The sequence below is a fragment of the Paenibacillus sp. JL3B1040 genome (assembly GCF_057063165.1).
The window spans coordinates 746,845-766,027 of record NZ_CM169317.1; the positions used below are offsets into that span (position 1 = coordinate 746,845).

Annotated in this window: 15 protein-coding genes; 14 read left to right on the forward strand and 1 reads right to left on the reverse strand. The window is 60.4% G+C overall.

Annotation, left to right across the window (positions count from 1 at the left end; genetic code table 11):
* Window positions 1–28: 28 nt before the first annotated feature.
* The 4 genes from ACZF99_RS03225 (at window position 29) to ACZF99_RS03240 (ending at window position 5,500) form a co-directional block, all read left to right on the forward strand.
* Window positions 29–1,816 carry an ABC transporter ATP-binding protein gene (locus ACZF99_RS03225; protein WP_483609011.1) on the forward strand — a complete coding sequence of 596 codons (1,788 nt, stop codon included), beginning with the start codon at window positions 29–31 and terminating at the stop codon, window positions 1,814–1,816.
* On the forward strand, window positions 1,794–3,728 hold the full coding sequence (locus ACZF99_RS03230; protein ID WP_483609013.1) for an ABC transporter ATP-binding protein: 1,935 nt from the start codon (window positions 1,794–1,796) through the stop codon (window positions 3,726–3,728). The genes ACZF99_RS03225 and ACZF99_RS03230 overlap by 23 nt, the downstream gene beginning before the upstream one ends.
* Before the next feature lie 66 nt (window positions 3,729–3,794).
* Window positions 3,795–4,550: an AAA family ATPase gene (locus ACZF99_RS03235; protein WP_483609015.1), complete on the forward strand. Its 756-nt coding sequence runs from the start codon at window positions 3,795–3,797 to the stop codon at window positions 4,548–4,550.
* A gap of 80 nt (window positions 4,551–4,630) precedes the next feature.
* Window positions 4,631–5,500, forward strand: coding sequence for an SDR family oxidoreductase (locus ACZF99_RS03240; protein WP_483609017.1), 870 nt, complete (start codon window positions 4,631–4,633; stop codon window positions 5,498–5,500).
* A gap of 379 nt (window positions 5,501–5,879) precedes the next feature.
* On the opposite strand, the gene ACZF99_RS03245 is transcribed toward ACZF99_RS03240, so the two are convergent.
* Complete coding sequence (locus ACZF99_RS03245; RefSeq protein ID WP_483609019.1) at window positions 5,880–6,146, reverse strand: putative quinol monooxygenase; 267 nt, start codon at window positions 6,144–6,146, stop codon at window positions 5,880–5,882.
* A gap of 154 nt (window positions 6,147–6,300) precedes the next feature.
* Here ACZF99_RS03245 and ACZF99_RS03250 point away from each other — a divergent pair, with 154 nt between their 5' ends.
* The 10 genes from ACZF99_RS03250 (at window position 6,301) to ACZF99_RS03295 (ending at window position 18,742) form a co-directional block, all read left to right on the forward strand.
* Entirely contained in the window at window positions 6,301–7,188 is an 888-nt protein-coding gene (locus tag ACZF99_RS03250) for a TIGR01777 family oxidoreductase (protein ID WP_483609021.1), read from the forward strand.
* A gap of 24 nt (window positions 7,189–7,212) precedes the next feature.
* Window positions 7,213–7,980 (forward strand): class I SAM-dependent methyltransferase, encoded by a 768-nt coding sequence (locus ACZF99_RS03255; protein WP_483609023.1) that lies wholly within the window; start codon window positions 7,213–7,215, stop codon window positions 7,978–7,980.
* Complete coding sequence (locus ACZF99_RS03260) at window positions 7,977–8,360, forward strand: VOC family protein (RefSeq protein WP_483609025.1); 384 nt, start codon at window positions 7,977–7,979, stop codon at window positions 8,358–8,360. The genes ACZF99_RS03255 and ACZF99_RS03260 overlap by 4 nt, the downstream gene beginning before the upstream one ends.
* 126 nt (window positions 8,361–8,486) lie before the next feature.
* Window positions 8,487–9,806, forward strand: coding sequence for an extracellular solute-binding protein (locus ACZF99_RS03265; protein WP_483609027.1), 1,320 nt, complete (start codon window positions 8,487–8,489; stop codon window positions 9,804–9,806).
* A 175-nt stretch (window positions 9,807–9,981) separates the two neighbouring features.
* Window positions 9,982–10,455: an IS200/IS605 family transposase gene (tnpA, locus tag ACZF99_RS03270; protein WP_240268557.1), complete on the forward strand. Its 474-nt coding sequence runs from the start codon at window positions 9,982–9,984 to the stop codon at window positions 10,453–10,455.
* A 169-nt stretch (window positions 10,456–10,624) separates the two neighbouring features.
* Entirely contained in the window at window positions 10,625–11,503 is an 879-nt protein-coding gene (locus ACZF99_RS03275) for a carbohydrate ABC transporter permease (protein ID WP_483609029.1), read from the forward strand.
* Window positions 11,504–11,526: 23 nt separating this feature from the next.
* Window positions 11,527–12,414: a carbohydrate ABC transporter permease gene (locus tag ACZF99_RS03280; RefSeq protein WP_483612511.1), complete on the forward strand. Its 888-nt coding sequence runs from the start codon at window positions 11,527–11,529 to the stop codon at window positions 12,412–12,414.
* Window positions 12,415–12,454: 40 nt separating this feature from the next.
* Complete coding sequence (locus ACZF99_RS03285; RefSeq protein ID WP_483609031.1) at window positions 12,455–14,332, forward strand: cache domain-containing sensor histidine kinase; 1,878 nt, start codon at window positions 12,455–12,457, stop codon at window positions 14,330–14,332.
* Window positions 14,329–15,921, forward strand: coding sequence for a response regulator transcription factor (locus ACZF99_RS03290; RefSeq protein ID WP_483609033.1), 1,593 nt, complete (start codon window positions 14,329–14,331; stop codon window positions 15,919–15,921). Before ACZF99_RS03285 ends, ACZF99_RS03290 begins: the two co-directional genes overlap by 4 nt.
* A gap of 40 nt (window positions 15,922–15,961) precedes the next feature.
* Window positions 15,962–18,742 (forward strand): beta-mannosidase, encoded by a 2,781-nt coding sequence (locus ACZF99_RS03295; RefSeq protein ID WP_483609035.1) that lies wholly within the window; start codon window positions 15,962–15,964, stop codon window positions 18,740–18,742.
* The last annotated feature ends 441 nt before the right edge of the window (window positions 18,743–19,183 follow it).

Consider the following 19,183-nt stretch of genomic DNA (forward strand, 5'->3'; position numbering starts at 1 on the left):
CGGAATCACCCGGACTGGAGGAATCAGGATGTCCGTCATGACCGCTATTTTCAAAAAATACCGGATCGCCGCCATCTCGGCGATCGCCATGCTGCTGATCGAGCTGGCGGTAGAGCTGGTTCAGCCATTGATCATCTCGCGAATCATCGACCACGGGATTCGGCAGCACGAGGTGTCCGTCGCCTGGATTTGGGGCGGGGTTCTGATGGCGAGCGCTTTGGTGGCGTTTATCGCCGGGATCGCCAGCTCTTTTTTTGCCTCGCACGCAAGCCAAGGCTTCGGTTACGACCTGCGCGACAAGCTGTACGAGAAGGTGCAGTCTTTTTCGTACGAAGTGTTTAACCGCTTCGCCGCTTCGTCGTTGATTACCCGGCTGACCGGGGATATCACGGTGCTGCAGGACGTGATCTTCATGTGCCTGCGTTTTGCCACGCGGGTACCGCTGGTCGTCGTCGGGAGTGTCGCGATGGCCTTGGTCGTGCATCCGAAGCTAGGGCTGCTGCTGACGATTACCGTGCCCGTCCTGCTGGGGTTCGTGCTGTGGATGATTCGTAAAGCGTCGGCTTTATTCCGCACGGTGCAGCGGCGCACGGATAGCGTCAACGGTCTGATTCAGGAAAATTTGACCGGCATGCGGCTGATCCGCGTCTTCGTCCGCATGGCGCACGAGATCGGGCGTTTCGAGCAGCGCAACCGGGAGCTGCGGCAGGGCACGGTCGCCGCGCTGAAGCTGACGGAGACGACGATGCCGTTCCTGCTGTTCATCATGAACGCCGGGATCATTGCGGTGCTGTGGTTCGGCCGGATCGAAATCGCGGACGGGGGCGCCAGCGTCGGCGAAGTCGTCGCCGTCATCAACTACTCGCTGCGCACGATCGGCGCGCTCTCCGCATTGTCCTGGATCATGAGTTCCCTGTCGCGGGGAGCGGCGTCGGCCGGGCGGGTGCGCGAGGTGCTGGAGGAGGACGATCCGGCCGGCAGGCGGGAAGGAAATGCGGAGAGGGCTGGCGGTGAGGCTAGCGGTGCGGCTCCGGAAGAGGGGGCGGAGGCACCGATCCAAGGCCGCATCGAGTTCCGCGAGGTTTCGTTCCGCTACCCGGGCCGTGACGTTATGGCGCTGGAACGGGTTTCGTTCACCGCCGAACCGGGGCAGCGGATCGCCATCATGGGCGCGACCGGCTCCGGGAAATCGTCGCTGGTGCAGTTGATCCCCGGCATGTATGAGCCGACGGACGGCACGATCCGCATCGACGGGATCGACATCCGCGAGTGGGACCGGAAGCGGCTGCGCCGCGCCATCGGTTATGTGCCGCAGGAGGTGATGTTATTCTCCGGAACGATCCGGGAGAATATCGCCTGGGGGCGCGAGGATGCAACGCCGGAGCAAATTCGGGCCGCGGCCCGGCAGGCGCAGATCCACGACACGATCGAGCGGCAGCCGCACGGCTACGAGACGCGGCTCGGCCAGCGGGGCGTCAACCTGTCCGGCGGACAGAAGCAGCGCTTATCGATCGCCCGGGCGCTGGTGCGCCAGCCGGCCATCCTCGTCCTGGACGACAGCACGAGCGCGCTGGATGTCCGCACGGAGGCGGCTTTGCTGGAGGAGGTATCGCACCTCTCCTGCACGACGCTGCTGATTACGCAGAAGGTCAGCTCCACGGCTGCGGCCGATCTGATTCTGCTCCTGGACGACGGGCGGCTGATCGCCAGCGGCAAGCACGAGGAATTGCTGCAGCATTCGGAATTGTACCGGCGGATTTGTGAGTCCCAGCAAGGAAAGGAGGCGGAACCGCATGCCATTCAAGACCTTCACTGAACCGTTCCGCCATCCGTATCCGAAGCTGGATGCGTCACCGCAGGCGCCGCAGGGCGGAGGAGCTCGTCAGGAAGCGCCGGCTTCAGTGGCGGCCGCGCCGCGCCGGCCCGGCCACGGGGGCGGACCCGGCGGTGTAAGGCCCAAAGTGCGGGCCAAGAATTGGTCCGGCACGCTGGGCCGGATTTGGAGCTACCTGTCTGCTCATAAAGCCCGGCTGGCCGCCGTGCTGCTGATGGTCGTCTTCAGCTCGGGATTGGCGCTATTGGGGCCCTATCTGGTCGGGATGGCGGTGGATGATTACCTGGAAGGCGGCGGCGGCCGGCCGTGGGCGATGTTCCTCATCGGATTAACGCTGGTGTTCGCCGGCTCGTCGCTTACGTCCTGGCTGCAAAACATCTGGATGATCGGAATCGCCCAGGAAACGGTGTACCGCATGCGCGCCGAGCTGTTCGCCCAGTTGCACCGGCTGCCGATTCCGTATTACGGCAAGCGTCAGCAAGGCGAGATCATGAGCCGGCTGACCAACGATATGGACAACGTCAGCTCGACGCTCAACAGCTCGGCGATCCAGATTTTCTCCAGCGTGCTGACGCTGGTCGGAACGTTGGTCGTGATGCTGTATCTCAGCCCGCTGCTGACGGTGCTGACGTTCCTCGTCGTGCCGCTGATGATGGCCGGGATGCGCTGGATCACGAAGCGGACGGGACCGCTGTACAAGCGGCGCCAGCAGGATCTCGGCAATCTGAACGGCTACATTGAGGAGACGCTGTCGGGGCAGCGGATCATTAAGGCGTTCTCCCAGGAGCAGCGGGTGCTGCAAGGCTTCCGCGAACGGAACGAGGCAATCCGCAGCTCCAGCTTCTGGGCGCAGACGATTTCCGGCTTCATCCCGAAGCTGATGAACGGGCTGAACAACCTCAGCTTCGCCATTGTGGCCGGGATCGGCGGGGTGCTGGCCGTGCGCGGCAGTGCCGGAGTGACGGTCGGGGTGATCGTCGTGTTCGTCGAATACGCGCGGCAATTTACCCGGCCGCTGAACGACCTGGCGAACCAGTGGAACACGCTGCTGTCGGCCATCGCCGGTGCGGAGCGGGTGTTCGAGGTGCTGGACGAGGAGGTTGAGGCCAGCGACGAGGAAAAGGCGGTGGAGCTGTCGGCGGTGCGGGGCGAGGTGGACTTTTCGGGCGTTTATTTCTCCTATGAGGAAAAGGGAAACGACGACGGCGATACATTGGAGGAGATCAGCTTTACGGCGAACCCGGGCGAGACGATCGCCTTGGTCGGGCCGACGGGGGCCGGCAAAACGACGCTGATCCAACTGCTGTCGCGCTTCTATGAGCCGTCGCGGGGAACGATCACGGTCGACGGCCGCGATATCCGGATGATTCGGCGCGACAGCCTGCGTTCGCAGATGGCCTTCGTGCTGCAGGATTCGTTCCTGTTCCAGGGCACGATCCGCGAAAATATCCGCTTCGGTCGGCTGGATGCCACCGACGCGGAGGTGGAGGAGGCCGCCAAGCTGGCGAACGCGCATTCCTTCATCGTGCGAATGCCCGGCGGCTACGACAAGGTGTTGGGTGCGGACGGCGGCGGCATCAGCCAAGGGCAACGACAGCTGCTGGCCATCGCCAGGGCGATTCTGGCCGATCCTTCGATCCTGGTGTTGGATGAAGCGACCAGCAGCATCGATACCGTGACGGAGATTAAGATCCAGGAAGGCTTGCAGCGCCTGATGCAAGGAAGAACGAGCTTCGTGATCGCGCATCGTTTGAACACCATCCGCCAGGCCGACAAGATTCTTGTTCTGAAGGAAGGCCGCTTGATCGAGCAGGGCTCGCACGAGGAGCTTTTGCGGCGGCGCGGGTTTTATCACAGTTTGTACCACGGTGGGCTTAATGCAGATAGCTTGTAATGGGCCGGCGCATGGCGGTGATCGCGAGACGGCGGCATTTTCGGTACGGGAAAGGGGCGACGTTTAATGGACATGAATGCCTATTTACGGGGGATCGCGCTGCAGCGGCACGAGGTGCCTGCGTTTGACGCCTATCCCTTTCATCTGCCGGCGGTCTCGTCGCTGGGACAGTTGGAGTTCCATCCTAAAGTAACTTACATCGTCGGCGAAAACGGCATGGGCAAATCAACCCTGCTCGAGGGCATTGCCGTCGCTCTGGGCTTCAATCCGGAGGGCGGAACGATGAACTTCAGTTTCGCGACGGCCGAAACCCACTCCGAGCTGCACCGCTACCTCCGCATCGTGCGGGGGCCGGTTCGGCCGCGGGACGGGTTCTTTTTCCGGGCGGAAAGCTATTATAACCTGGCGACGGAGATCGATAATTTGGATCGGGAACCGAGCTTTGGCCCGCCTATTCGGGACTCCTACGGCGGGAAATCGCTGCATACGATGTCGCATGGCGAGTCGTTTTTCGCCGCATTTATGAACCGCTTCAGCGGGCGCGGCCTGTACATCTTGGACGAACCGGAGGCGGCGTTGTCTCCGTTCCGGCAGATGGCGATGCTGGCGCGGATTCACGAGCTGGTCGGACGGCACTCCCAGTTCATCATCTCCACGCATTCGCCGATCCTGATGGCGTATCCGGACAGTCTCATGTACCAGCTTACGCCGGACGGGATCGAGAAGACCACGCTGGAAGAGACCGATCATTACATCATCATGAAGGAGTTTGTTAATCATCGGGAGGGAATGCTAAGGGAACTGCTGCGAGAAGATCATTGACTTCCGGTTTTATTGTAACTATAATGGTTACAGGTAGATCGATGACTTCATGGCAACCAATCGATAAGGAGGAGTTCAGGATGAAGATATTAGTGACAGGAGCAACGGGGCAGCTCGGTGCCAAGGTGGTGAACGCGCTGCTGGCTAAGGTGCCGGCAGAGCAGGTGGCCGTCAGCGTGCGCGATCCGCAGAAGGCCGACGCGCTCAGCGCGCGGGGCGTGGACGTGCGGCGGGGGGACTTCGAGGATCCCGCCTCGCTGGATACGGCTTTCGCCGGCGTGGAACGGCTCCTGATCGTGTCGACGCAAGGCGATAACGATGCGCGGATTCGTCAGCACCTGACGGCTGTTGCGGCGGCGGAGCGGGCGGGGGTTCGGCTCATCGCTTATACGAGCGTGGTGAACGCGGCCCATAGTTCGCTGGAGCTGGCGCCTGTTCATAAAGCGACCGAGGAAGCGATCGCGAAAACGGGAATTCCTTATGTGTTTCTGCGCAACAACTGGTATCTCGAGAACGAAATCGGCACGATCCAGGGGATTTTGGCCGGTGCGCCGCTTGTGACGTCCGCGGGGGAAGGGAAGGTTGGCTGGGCCACGCGCGAGGATTACGCGCAGGCGGCGGCCGCCGTGCTGACCGGCAACGGACACGAGAACAAAAGTTATGAGCTCTCGGGTACGTCGATCACGCATGCCGAGCTGGCCCGAATCATCGGTGCGGCTGTGGGCCGCGAGGTCCCCGTGCAGCACGTCGACGACGCTGCTTACGCCGAAGCGATGCGCGGTGCGGGCGTACCGGAATCGGTGGTGCCGTTCCTCGTTTCCATTCAGCGCTCGATCCGCGAAGGGGCGCTGGACGTACCGAGCGGCGACCTGGAAGCGCTGCTGGGCCGGCCGGCCACTCCCCTCGTTGACGCCGTTCGCGGCATCGTGAAAGAACTGCAAGCCCAATAACGCTACGCAAGGAGCCCTGTTCCGGTACCGGAACAGGGCTATTCTCGTTTTAGGGTCTGCCCTTTCCCCGCCGACGTCATCAGCCAACTGCAAAAGTGCAGCTGATTTTCCGCAAATTTCCCTTTCATCGCGGATGAAGTGCAAAAGTGCATTTGATTCGGGACGAATTCGGGAGAGGAGGCGATATGCCGGAAATTGCCTGCACTTTTGCATTTGATCGGCCGAATTGGCGCTCATTGGCGAAAAAGAGCTGCACTTTTACATTTCGTGTGCGCCGCTGCCGTCCGCTCCCTCTATCAAGCGGAAAGCGGGGAAGGCCGGGAGCGGCCTACATCCTTCCCGCCAACCGGGCGGAGCGGAATCGACTCCACGCCGGCGATCAGCGCATCGCGCGCTGAATTATCGCCCGCGTGGCTTGTTCTTGCAGCGAGGCGGCGGGGGCTTCCGCGCTGCTCCATACCTCCGTGACCCACACGGTGTCGGGCTCCGTCTCCGAGACGTTCACCACATACAGCTCGCAGTCCGGAACGTCCCCGGCCCCGGCGGCCGCTTCCAACAAAATGTCGGCCAGTTGGTCGCGCTCCCCGGGTTTCGCCGTGAATTTGGCGTACATGCCGAATTTGTCCACCGTTATCCTCCTGCTCATTGGTTCTCCCCTCCTGCAACCGAACCGGCACCTGCAAATCAGCTTAGGAGCATTCATTATCGCCCAATCTCGCCCGCCAAGCCCCCTTATTTGGAAAAATCCACCTCCGGGTCATGATATAATAAAGCAAAGTCAGGGCAAAGGAGCGGATCGTATGGCGAAAGTGGTATTGGCCGGGGGCACGGGGTTTGTCGGGCAGGCGTTTGCCCGCCGGTACGGGGAACTGGGGGCCGAGGTCAAGGTGATTTCCAGACAAGCTCCCCATACCCCTTGGGAGGACCGGAGTGCTATCGTGGAGGCGCTCGAAGGGGCGGACCTGCTGATCAATCTGGCCGGCAGATCGGTGAATTGCCGCTACACCCCGGAGAACCGCAGGCTCATCCTGGACTCCCGGACGGAAACGACGCGTCAACTTGGAGAGTGCATCCTCGCCTGCCGCCGTCCGCCGGCGTTATGGATCAACTCCAGCACGGCGACCATCTACCGGCATGCGGAGGACCGTCCGATGACGGAGGAGCGCGGGGAGATCGGCACGGGCTTTTCGGTCGATGTCGCCAAAGCGTGGGAGAAGGCCTTTTTTGCCTATGACCTCCCCGCTACGCGGCAAGTTGCGCTGCGCATAGCGATCGTGCTGGACGACGGCGGGGTGATGGCTCCCCTGCGCAACCTGGTCCGCTTCGGGCTGGGCGGGGCCCAGGGGTCCGGGCGTCAGCAATTCAGTTGGATTCATATGGAGGACCTGTTTCGAATCGTCGGTTTCCTGCAGGAGCATCCCGAGTTGAACGGCGTGTTTAACGCTTCCGCCCCGCATCCGGTCACGAATCGGGAGCTGATGGCCGGCTTGCGGCGGGCGATAGGCGTTCCGGTCGGACTGCCCGCCCCGCGCTGGCTGCTGGAGCTGGGCGCACGCCTCATTCGCACGGAAACCGAACTGGTGCTGAAGAGCCGCTGGGTTATTCCCGAACGGCTGCAGCGGGCGGGATTTACCTTCCGCTACGATACGCTGGAGAAGGCGCTGAAGGAAATTTTTGAGCGGAATTAGTACATGGGTGGGAGAGTGGATGTTATGGATCGAAACGAACTGAAGAAGCGGTGGGAAGCGGAGGAGGCCAAGGTGTTTCGGGGCTGGGACTTTTCCGAGCTGAACGGACGCATGGAGGAAGAGGAGCTGCCTTGGGATTATCGGACCCTGGTTCGGCAACAGATGAATCAGAGCACGGTGATGCTGGACATGGGAACGGGCGGGGGCGAGTTCCTGCTGTCCTTGTCGCCGCCGCCGGGCCGTACATATGCGACGGAAGCGTATTTACCCAACTATGAGCTGTGCCGGGCCAAGCTGCCCGCTTATGGGATCGAAGTCGCTAAGGTGGAGGAGGAGGACCGGCTGCCGTATGAGGACGAATTTTTCGATTTGGTGATCAACCGTCACGAATCGTTCTCGGCCCAGGAGGTCTACCGGATTCTGAAGCCGGGCGGGGTCTTTGTCACCCAGCAGGTCGGGGGGCGGAACAACCGGGAGCTGTCGCGGTATTTGCTTGGCGAAGGAGCGATGGAGACATCGGCCGATTTCGATTTGGCCCACGCGGTTCGGGATTTGACCGAAGCGGGGTATAACGTCGAGGTGCAGCGGGAGTTTTTTCCCGAGGTGAAGTTTAGGGATATCGGCGCGCTCGTTTATTTTGCGAAAATCATCGAATGGGAATTTGCCGGTTTCTCCGTAGAACGCTGTTTTGAGAAGCTGTGTGAGCTGCAGGACAAGTTAGAGCAAACCGGATATGTCGCTAGCCGGGAGCATCGGTTTATCATTCTGGCGCATAAGGGGGAGTCGCGATGAAATTTGTGGATGTTGGGATTTTAACGGATCGGGTGGTGGAGATGACCCGTTTTTATGAGACGGTCCTGCAAACGACGGCAGTGGGGGACGAGATTCACGTCGAAGTGAAGACCCAGGGTACGGGACTCGTGATTTACTCGCGCCGGGCGGCGGAAACGGACATGGGGTTTGATTTCTCGGCCTATTGGGGATCGGGGAACTTCACTTTGGGTTTTAACGTTGAGGACGTCGATGCGGAGTACGGGCGGTTGAAAGGGCTTGGCGTTGAGTTCGTGGCGCCGCCCACGACCTATCCTTGGGGAGCCAGATCGATGCATTTCCGCGATCCGGACGGCAATATCATTTGCTTTCGAAGCAGGGTGCAGCAGCAGAACCCGTGAACCAACAGCTTCATACGCCGGCCGAACCGAAATTTTTCACCCCTGATACCGCGATTCGTCTCCTTATGTTTTGAGAGCGCTAACATTACAATGAGTTTAATCAAAGCAAGGGGGGAATCAAGCACGATGAAAAAATGGATATCGCTGTTGTGCAGCGCCGCCATGCTGGCGTTATTGCTCGCGGGCTGCGGCGGGGGGAACGAGGCTTCCGGCAGCGGGAATAGCGGCGGTGAGAAAGTGAGCATCTCCATCTGGCATAACTGGACGGGCCAGGACGCCAAAGCGGTGGCCATGCGGAAGATCATCGAGGATTTCCGGGCCGCCCATCCCGAGATCGAGGTCATCGACGAAGGGCTGCCGACGGACGGACTCAAGACCCGGTTGCGGACGGTGGCCGCGGCGGACGAAATGCCCGATTTGTTCGTGATGTGGCCGGACGCGATGACGAAGGAATTCGTCAAAGGCGATCTGTTGCAGCCGATCAACGAGGAGCTGGACGCCGATCCGGAGTGGAAGAACAATTTCATTCCGAATGCGCTGGACGGCTACACCGTGGACGGTAAGGTCTACTCCGTGCCGATGAACCTGGCCCCGAGCTCGTTTATTTTTTACAACGACGCCTTGTTCAAGAAACACAATGTCAAGGTGCCGGAAACGTGGGAGGAGCTGGAGGCCGCGGTCCAAACGTTTAACGATAACGGCGTGATCCCGATCGCGCTGGGCAACAAAACGAACTGGGTAGCGCAATCGACATTCTTTAGCACCGTGGCGGACCGGATTACCGGTACCGACTGGTTTTTGAAGGCGGTGGAGCAGGACGGGGCCAAGTTTACGGATCCCGAGTTCGTCGAGGCGCTCAAGACGTTTCAGAAGCTCGGCGAAATCAAGGCGTTCCAGGACGGCTTCAACAGCATCGACGAAACGCAGATGATGCAGCTGTACTTCCAAGGGAATGTCGCGATGGTGGTCAACGGCGGCTGGGCTTTGGCTAACCTGGTCAACAATGCGCCGCCGGAAGTGCTGGACAACACGCATATCACGATCGTCCCGACGATCGCGGGCGGCAAGGGCGCTCCGGACACGACCTCGGGCGTCGTGGGTACCGGTCTGGGCGTCAGCAAGAAGCTGACTGGCGCTCGGAAGGAAGCGGCGATGAAGCTGTTCTACGCGCTGGCGGGTCCCGACGGGCAAAAAGCCACCCTGGACAGCAGCACTCTGGTCAGCTACAACATCGAGCTGGACAAGAGCAAAGCGCATCCGTTGTTCGTGGAGCTGTACGATCTGATCCAACGCGTGAAAATCGTGCCGGTCTACGACTCCAAACTGGGCTCGGCGACGGTGGAAGTCGTAAACAACGGGCTGCAGGAGCTGTTGATGGGCGGCAAGGCGGAGGAGATCGCCCGCAAAATCCAGGATGCGCAAGCCGCGACCGTAGCCGCGAATTAGGGCTCCCCCCTTCCCCTTAGGGGAGGGGGATTATTTAGGCTTTAGCCAGTTGAGTACGCGAAGCGTGCGAAACAAAAAACCACCCGCTATGCGGGTGGAGGGAACGAGGGTTTGACCAACAAGACCATCCCGATAAAATTGAGATGTTCAGGCTCAATGAAAGGAATGGTCTTAGATGGCAAACAAGAACTACAGTCTTGCTCACACAAAGTGGATGTGCAAATACCATATTGTGTTCACCCCGAAGTATAGACGGAAAGAAATCTATAATCAAGTGAGGAAAGACTTGATCGAAATTTTCAAACGTCTATGTAAGTATAAAGGCGTGGAGATTCTAGAAGGTCATATGATGCCGGATCATGTACACATGTTGGTAGCCATTCCACCAAAGATATCCGTGTCATCTTTCATGGGATATCTGAAGGGAAAAAGTTCCCTCATGATCTTTGAGAAACATGCCCAATTAAAGTATAAATACGGGAACCGAAAATTTTGGGCGGAGGGATATTATGTGAGTACAGTGGGACTGAATGAAGCTACCGTAGCAAAGTATATTCGTGAACAAGAAGTACACGACCAGGCGATGGATAAGCTGAGTGTAAAAGAATATGAAGATCCGTTCAGCAGTAACGGTGGCAAGAAGAAGTAAACCAGTTTAACTGGTAAGTGAAGGTGACAAAATACACTGAGCCTGAACAATTTTATTGTCAGGCTAGCGTCTTTAGGCGCAGTTTGGCAACAGGGGGTTATACCCCAAGAGCAAACCACCCGTTGGACGGGTGGTTATGATTTTTCCCCTTATAAGGAGGTGAGAGTGCATGAACGCATTGCGCAGCAAGAGCTTCATCATCACCGGACTGCTGCCCGCGCTGGTGATTTACTCGCTGTTCGTGTTCGTACCGGTGATTTGGTCGGCGTACTACGGCTTCTTCAACTGGTCGGGGATCGGCGAAGCGAAGTATACCGGCCTGAGCAACTATGCGGAAATTCTGCGGGATCCCGTGTTTGCGCGGGCGCTGAAAAATAACGTCGTGTTCGTGCTGGCCTCGGTGTTCGGCCAAATTCCGCTGGCCCTCGCCCTGGCGGTGCTGCTGCACAAGAGCAACCTGCTGCAGCGCTTCCTGCGTTCGGCGGTTTTTCTCCCGATGGTGCTGTCCACGGTCGTGATCGGGATGATCTGGCAGTACATCTACCATCCGCAGATCGGCATCCTGAACTTTCTGCTGGACGCGCTGGGCCTATCCGGTTGGAAGCTGGAGTGGCTGTCGGACGGCGATATCGCCATTTATTCGCTGATTCCTCCATTGATTTGGAGTTACGTCGGATTGTATCTGATCATCTTCATGTCGGCGCTCCAAAACATTCCGGGCGAAATTCACGACGCGGCCAAAATCGATGGCGTCTCCGGCGTCCGCAAGCTGCTGTCCATCTCGCTGCCGATGATTAGGAACACGGTGCAGGTGGCGGTGATCCTGTGCATCTCGGGAAGTCTGAAGTCCTTCGACCTCGTCTACATTATGACGAAGGGCGGACCGGCGCATGCGACCGAGCTGCTGGCGACGTATATGTATAATTCGACGTTCTCGACCTATCGGTACGGGTTCGGGAGCGCGATTTCCACCAGCATCATGATCATCAGCTTGCTGCTGATCGGCACCAGCCAATGGCTGACCAACCGTAAAAAAGACGCCGCTTGAAAGGAAAGGAGGAGCCCATGAACATGAACATGAATACGACAAGGCCCCTATCGGCGAGAAAAGCGGGGGTCGGCGGCGGCGGGCGGGTGCTCGGCAAACCGGTCCGGGTCTTGTTTTGGAGCCTGTTGACGCTTTATGGCGCGGTGACTTTGTACCCGTTTTTTTGGCTGGTGATCAGCGCATTCAAAACGAATGCGGATTTCTACGCCCGTCCCTTCGGTCTGCCGCAGGTGTGGCATGGCGACAATTTCACGCGGGCCTGGGAAAGCTCGCGGCTCGGCACGGCGTTCGGCAATTCGCTGATCGTGGCCGTCGGGTCGCTGGTGCTGACGTTGTTCATCGCCGCGTTGACTTCGTTTATTCTGGCCCGTTTCCAATTCCGCTGGAAAGGCGGGGTGCTTACCTTTTTCGTGATCGGGATGCTGATTCCGATTCACAGCACCTTGGTCCCGCTGTTTATTCTCATGAAGCAGATGTCGCTGCTCAACACGTACTGGGCGTTGATCTTGCCCTACACCGCTTTTGCGCTGCCCACGGCCGTGTTCGTGCTGACGGCGTACCTGACGAGCATCCCGCGCGAGCTGGAGGAGGCGTCTTTTATCGACGGCACGGGCCTCTGGGGATTGTTCTTCCGCATCATGCTGCCGATGTCGGTTCCGGCTTTGGCAACGGTGACGATCCTTAGCTTCCTGCATTCCTGGAACGACTTCTCCTTCGCTCTTGTGTTCATCAACAAAACGGCGCTCAAAACGCTGCCGCTGGCCATCGCCAACTTCGCCGACGGCTACCAGACGGATTATGGCTTGTCGCTGGCGGGCATGACGCTGTCGGTGATCCCGACGATCGTCCTCTATTTGCTGTTTCAGGAACAGATGATGAAGGGGATGACGGCTGGCGCGGTGAAAGGATAGGGGAGGAACATCCTACACCGAAGCAAAGGGGGCGCGCGATATGCACAAATGGCTGGCCACGTCGCTTCAGCGCAAGCTGTCGGTGGTGGTTGCGGCGTCCATGATTGTGCCGATGCTGGCTTTAGGGCTGTTCGCCTTTGTGATCTCCTCCAACATCACCGAGGAAAAAACGAAGCTGACCGGCAGCGACATGCTGAAGCAAATGGACGCCAATCTGCGCTTTATGCTGGAGGATATCGAAACGTTGTCGATCTTCCTGATCGGAGAACGTGACTTGCAGTCTTATCTGGCCGGGCCGGAGGACGACGAGGCCAAGCGGACCGAGCTGGTCGGGCGGATGACCAATTTGGCGGCCTCCAAGCCCTATATCGCCAATATCGCCGTCTATCCGGAGTTGTTTGAAGGGCGCCTCTCCACGGCGACCTGGTACGAAAGCGAGCTCCCGCCCGAGGCGGCGGAGGCGTTTGCCGGCGGCGGAAAAACGTGGTCCGGAATTTACGGGATTCGCGACTACGCGGGGATGGAGCAGGTAATGACCCTGTTCCGGCCGATCCGCAGCATTTACGATTTTCGCCGACTGGGTTGGCTGGCGATCAGCCTGGATGAACGGGAGTTGGCCCGCAACCTGGAATCGCCGGAGTTTGGGCAAGGTCTGGGCAAGGTTGAGCTGATCGGGGGGGACGGTACGATCCTGTCCTCCGCCGACAAGTCCAGGTTGGGCCGGCCGTTGGAGGATTATGCGCCCGGCCTGCTCACGATGATTTCAGGCGGCGTCACGGACGAAACGGACGACGGGAGCGGGCCGCGTATGGCCAGCGTAAACAGGAGCGGCAGCGTGATCTATGGCGAAGGGGACGGCAAGTCGACGGTGCTGTATCGCCGCGAACCGCTGACCGGTTGGATGCTGGTGGGGAGCGTCCCCTACGACCAATACCGCGCGGAGAACCGCTACATCCTCACGTTAACCGCTGCGGTCGTCGGCGTGTCCGTTCTGGTATGCACGCTGCTCATTTGGTTTACGGTGCGCCGGATCACCCTGCCGCTGCGCGTGTTGACCCGCCATTTGTCGCGGATTGATCCGGAGCGGCCCTTGCCGCGTTTTCCGGCGACCTCGGACGATGAGATCGGGCGGCTGGGCCGTAGCTATAATAGGCTCGGCGCCCATATCGAACGATTGAAGCGGGAGGTGATCCGCGGGGAGGCTCGCAAGAAGGAAGCCGATCTGCGCGCGCTTCAGGCGCAGATCAACCCGCATTTCCTGTACAATACCTTATCTTCGATCCATTGGATCGCCCTGATGTCGGGGGAGCGGCGCATCGCCGATATGGTCGAAGGGTTAAGCGACTTTTTGCGGATCAGCCTCAATCAGGGCAGGGATTACTGCCCGGTCGAACAGGAGATGGCACATATCCGCAACTATGTGCGCGTTCAATCGATTCGCTTTCCCGATAAGTTCGCCGTCGAGTATATCGTGGACGAAGGGCTTCTGGACAAGTGGATGCTAAAGCTGCTGCTGCAGCCTTTGGTGGAGAACGCCTTGATTCATGGGATTCAAAAACGCGAGGGAATCGGTACGATCACGATTCTGATCCAACCGGAGGGAAAACGCATGAACGTGATGGTCATGGATGACGGGCTTGGGATGGGCGCCGAACGTCTGCAGACGGTTCGGCAGGCGTTATTGCAGCCGGCCGCGGAAAGGGCGGGCGAAGCCCAGGCGGCGATGCCGAGTGCGGCCTTGGCGGAAACGGCGGCCACGGTAGCTGCGGCGGAAGGGTCCGCCGGGTACGGGCTCCGCAATGTCAACGAGCGGCTGCTCCTGCATTACGGGCGGGAAGCGCAGCTTTCCGTAGACAGCCGGGAAGGCGAGGGTACGCAGGTTTCGTTCTCCATTCCGATCTTGGAGGGATCGCCATGAACGTATTGATCGTGGATGACGAGGTGATTATCCGGACCGGACTCGCCAGCGTCATCTCCTGGGGCGAGTTGGGTCTGAATCTGCTTCCGCCGGCCGCTTCCGCCGAGGAGGCACTTGAGCGGCTTGCGACGGAGCGGCCGGATATCTTGATCACCGACATTCGCATGAACGGCAAAACGGGCTTGGAGCTGGCGGAGGAAGCCGCCGGGCTGCTGCCGGGGCTGGAGGTGATCATTCTGTCGGGTTACGGGGATTTTGCCTATACCCAGCAGGCGATCCGCCAGGGGGTGGGCGACTATTTGCTGAAGACGAGCAAACCGGAAGAAATCATCCGAACCGTGCTTCAGGCCAAGCGACGGCTGCTGGAACGCCGGGCCGAGAACTCCCGCGCGCAGCGGCAGGCCCGCGAAGAACGGCGGCGGCAGCTGTATAAGTGGGTCATTGAAGGCGAGGCATCGGCGCTTTCGGTGCTTTCCGATCCCGAGTATCGGGCAAAGGAAGTCTCCGGCAGCTCGGGGGATCGGCAGGTTTTGATTTTGTCCGCCGACGGCTGGGGCCAGGAGGACGATGCCGATTCGCTGCTGCGGTTTGCCGTGCAAAATATGCTGGAGGATTTGCTGCCCGGAGCGGCGGTGTTAATCCATCAAAGTCAAATCGTTTGCGTAACCGCTTCCTTCCCGGGGGAACTGGAATCCGGGGGCGGGCGGTTCAAAGGGCTGCTTGAACGGATGGAAAACCTGCTGAACTGCCGGCTGCGTCTGGCATCTGGCGCTGTCGTGAACGATCCGGATCAGGTGCACCGAAGTTATGTTACGGCCGCAGCCGCCTTTGCCTACCGCGATCTGCTGACCGGTCGGAAGCTGCTCGATTACCGGGAGATCGCCGATCGCAAAGGCGGGCGGACGGTGCTGACCCAGGAGGAAGAGAACGGGCTGGGCTCGATTCTTCTGGAGCAGGATCCGATGGCGCTTCGGGCCTGGACGCATCGGCTGGCCGACGAGCTGGCCGAGGATCCGGAGTGCACGCCGGAGTCGTATCAGGCCTGCCTGCAGTCGGCGGCGGTCGCCGCGCACCGCTGGCTGGAGCGAACGCTCCGGGCCTTGGGGAAGGAGCGGGCGGCGCGCTTCGAGCCGTGGCTGCAGCAGCATGTCGAAGGAGCCAAGCTGAAGGAGGAGCTGTTCCGCCATCTGCATGCGGTGATGACTTTGTATCACGGCCGGCTCGGCGAGGGGCAAGCTTCCCACGTGCAGCGGGCCAAGGCTTATATGGAGTCCTGCTCGGCCGAAGAGCTAAGCCTGCAGCAGGTTGCGGCTTATGTGCACCTGCACCCCGGACACTTAAGCGAGCTGTTCAAGAAGGAGACCGGCAGCACCTTCGGCGATTATGTCACCGCTTTGCGGATGCGCCGGGCGATGGAGCTGCTGGCCGTATCCCCGGCCAAGGTGAGCGAAATCGCCGGACTGACCGGGTACGAGGACGTGAAGTACTTCAGCCGGTTGTTCAAGAAGCATACGGGCAAGACGCCCAGCGAATTCCGCGAGGAGGCGCTGGGATACGATGCGGCTGGCGCTACGACGGGCGAGGGATAACCTGCCGATTCTACATCACCAGGGAAAAGAGGGGCGATTCATGATTTTATCGGGTCCATGGAGGCTGCAGCATTTTGATGTTGGGGAGAAACCGCCTTTGGAGCTGGCCGCTCCCGGGTTGGACGACCGCTTCTGGATCGAAGCGGACGTTCCGGGCGATGTCCATTCGGCGCTGCTGGAACGGGGCATCATCGAGCCTCCCTACTTCGGGCATAACGATGCGAAATGCCGCTGGATCGAGCGGAAAGAATGGTGGTACCGTACGGCGTTTGAGCTGGATGCCGAACCGGGAGAAGCGGAACGGATCGAGCTGGCGTTTACGGGACTGGACACCTTTGCAGCCGTTTACGTCAATGGCCATGAGATCGGCGCGTCCTCCAACATGTTCCGCACCTATACGTTCGATATCACGCGCATCGTCCGTGAGGGCCGGAATACGCTTGCGGTCCGGTTCGATCCGCTGTATCCGCATCACCGGGACAAAGAGCAGCTCGAATGGTCCTCCTATACGAAGGAGCGCCCCTGGCTCCGCAAGGCGGCCATGAACTTCGGCTGGGACTGGGGGCCGCGGATCGTGACGACCGGCATTTGGGGCCCGGTTCGGCTGGAACGCCGCAGACATGCGAAGCTGACCGGCGTATATGCCGCAACGTTGTCCGCGGCGGCGGGGGAAGCGGTCATCCGGGTAAGCGCCGAGGCGGAAGCGTACCGTTCCGGGACGACGGCGGTGGCCATCGCTAGGCTGCTGGATGCGGAGGGGAACGAGGTTGCGTCCGCCGAGCTTCCCGTTTTGGAAGAATGCGGGCGCGGGCCCTTATGGGGCGTTCAAGCGCGGCTGCGGGAAGTTTTTCCGAACGCTTTTCGAACGAAGGGGGCGGCGTCGGCCGAACTGCGGATCGCCCTGCCGCGTCTGTGGTGGACGCATGACTTGGGCGAGCCTTACTTGTACGCGCTGGAGGTGGCGCTGGTTGCCGGCGGTGAAGAGGTTGATCGCTATGAGCAGCCTTTTGGCATACGGACACTGGAGTTATCGCTGCAAAACCCCGACGGCAGTCCGTCGTTTGCTTTTATCCTTAATGGCATTAAGGTGTATGCCAAAGGAGCCAACTGGATTCCGGCCGATCATCTGATCGGATCGATTCCGGACTCCACCTACCGCGAATTGATCGCGATGGCCGCGGAAGGGCAAATGAACATGCTGCGCGTATGGGCGGGCGGCATCTACGAGAAGGACATTTTTTACGAGGAATGCGACCGGCGCGGCGTGCTGGTGTGGCAGGACTTCGCTTTTGCCAACGCGTTGTTCCCGGACTTCAACCACGATTTTATGGACAATGTGCGGCAGGAAATCATCGATAACGTCAAGCGGCTGCGGAACCGGGCCTCGCTTGCGCTTTGGTGCGGCAACAACGAAATCGACTGGTTGGTTGACATGAAGTCGGCTGCGGGTGAGATTACCGGACCGTTTTTCGGAGAGACGATTTATCATGAGCTGATTCCCGGACTGCTGGCCGAGCTGGATCCGCATCGCCCGTATTGGCCTTCGTCGCCGTATGGGGCCCGGGAGGGGTACGACGCCAACGATCCGAATCACGGGGACCGCCATAACTGGCAAGTGTGGCATGGGTCGGTATACCCGCGGATGCAAGGCGAGAAGCCGCTGTTGGATTACAGCATCGAAGGCGTTACGTTCAAGAATTTCAAAAAGGACTTAGCTTTGTTCAGCAGTGAGTTCGGAATGCATGCTTCGGCGAACCGATATACGCTGGAGAAAAACCTCCCGGAAGGTCAGTTTGCCTGGGGGAGCGCCGAGATGGCTTACCGCAACAAGGATACGAACCACCGCAAAGGGATATTGCTGATGGAAGGCTACACGGGGATTCCGCGCGATATCGAGGAATACATGAACTTCTCCATGCTGACCCAGGCCGAAGGACTGAAGTACGGAATCGAGCATTACCGCCGCCACCGTCATCGCAACAGCGGCGCGCTGGTGTGGCAGTTGAACGACAGTTGGCCGGGGACGAGTTGGTCGATGATCGATTACGAGCTGCTGCCGAAGGCCTCGTATTACTACGGCAAAACCTTCTTTCACCCCGTGCTCCTGTCGCTGGAGCATGAACCGGGCGAGCCGCTGCGCGTCTGGGTCGTCAACGATACGCTGGAGCCGTTGGAGGGGACAGTGACGTTAACGGTGCACCCCTTGGCCCTGGCCGGCGATCCGGCAGGGGCGCCCGGAGCCGCAGGGATCGGAGGCGGGTCTGCGGGGATGCTGGAGAGCGGGACGGGAGACCATGATGCGGGTGAGGGATCTGCGGAGATGATGCTGGGAGTCCGGGGAAGGGGAGGCGGACCTGCGGAGATGCCGGACACTCCTTCCGAAGGCGTTCGTCGGTTTTCATTTGTGGCGAAGATACCGCCGCAAACGGCGCTGCCGCTCGGGAGCCTGGAAGAGGCGGAGGCGTTGGCAGGAGCGGCGCCGGAGGAGGTGCTGGTGGAGCTAAGCGCCATCGGGTTCGCGGCGCCTGCGAACCGCTATTACCTGCGCGACCCGAAGGAGTTGCACCTGCCCGAGGCTGAGCTGGATGTGCGGGTCGACGAGGCGGAACAGACCGTCACGGTCACGGCCTCCGGCCGGGGGGCTGCCCGACTGGTCAAGATGGAGCTGCCGCTGGGCCGGGTCCGTTTCAGCGACAACTACTTTGACCTGCTGCCGGGCGAGAGCCGGACGGTATGCCTCCGGCATCCCGGCGGCTCGCCGCTGCCATGGGCGGAGCTGCGAGTCGGCGCTATGAATGCCGCGCGGCCGGGCAAGCGCTAGGGCGCAAGGGAGCGCAGGGCCCGAGGGCGCGCGGCCTAGCGTAGCGGCTGGCGTGGGCTTGCTGGCGGCCAGCCGCCGCCAAGCGGCCGGCGGCTTGGTCGACGCGCTGCGGCACGCCGCCCGGGGCCCGGCCTGCCTCGGCGCAGGGACGCCGCCGCCGTCGAGGCCGTGGGGCCCCGCGTCTCGGGGGCACTCGGGCAAGCCCCTCGCCGCTCGCGAAACGGAACGAGAGGACCTTATTGCGGCGAAAACCGCGGGTCCGCCAATCTAACGGAACGTAGAGACGCTATTGGGTTGATGTTTGCCTGATCCAAGGCAAATTCGCCCCAATAGCGTCCCGTGGTTCCGTTAGATTTTTTGTGCGCCCGTTTTTCGCCGAATAAGCGCACTACGTTCCGTTACGCTCGCCCGGCGTCCCGCCTCCGCCCCGCTCGACGTCCC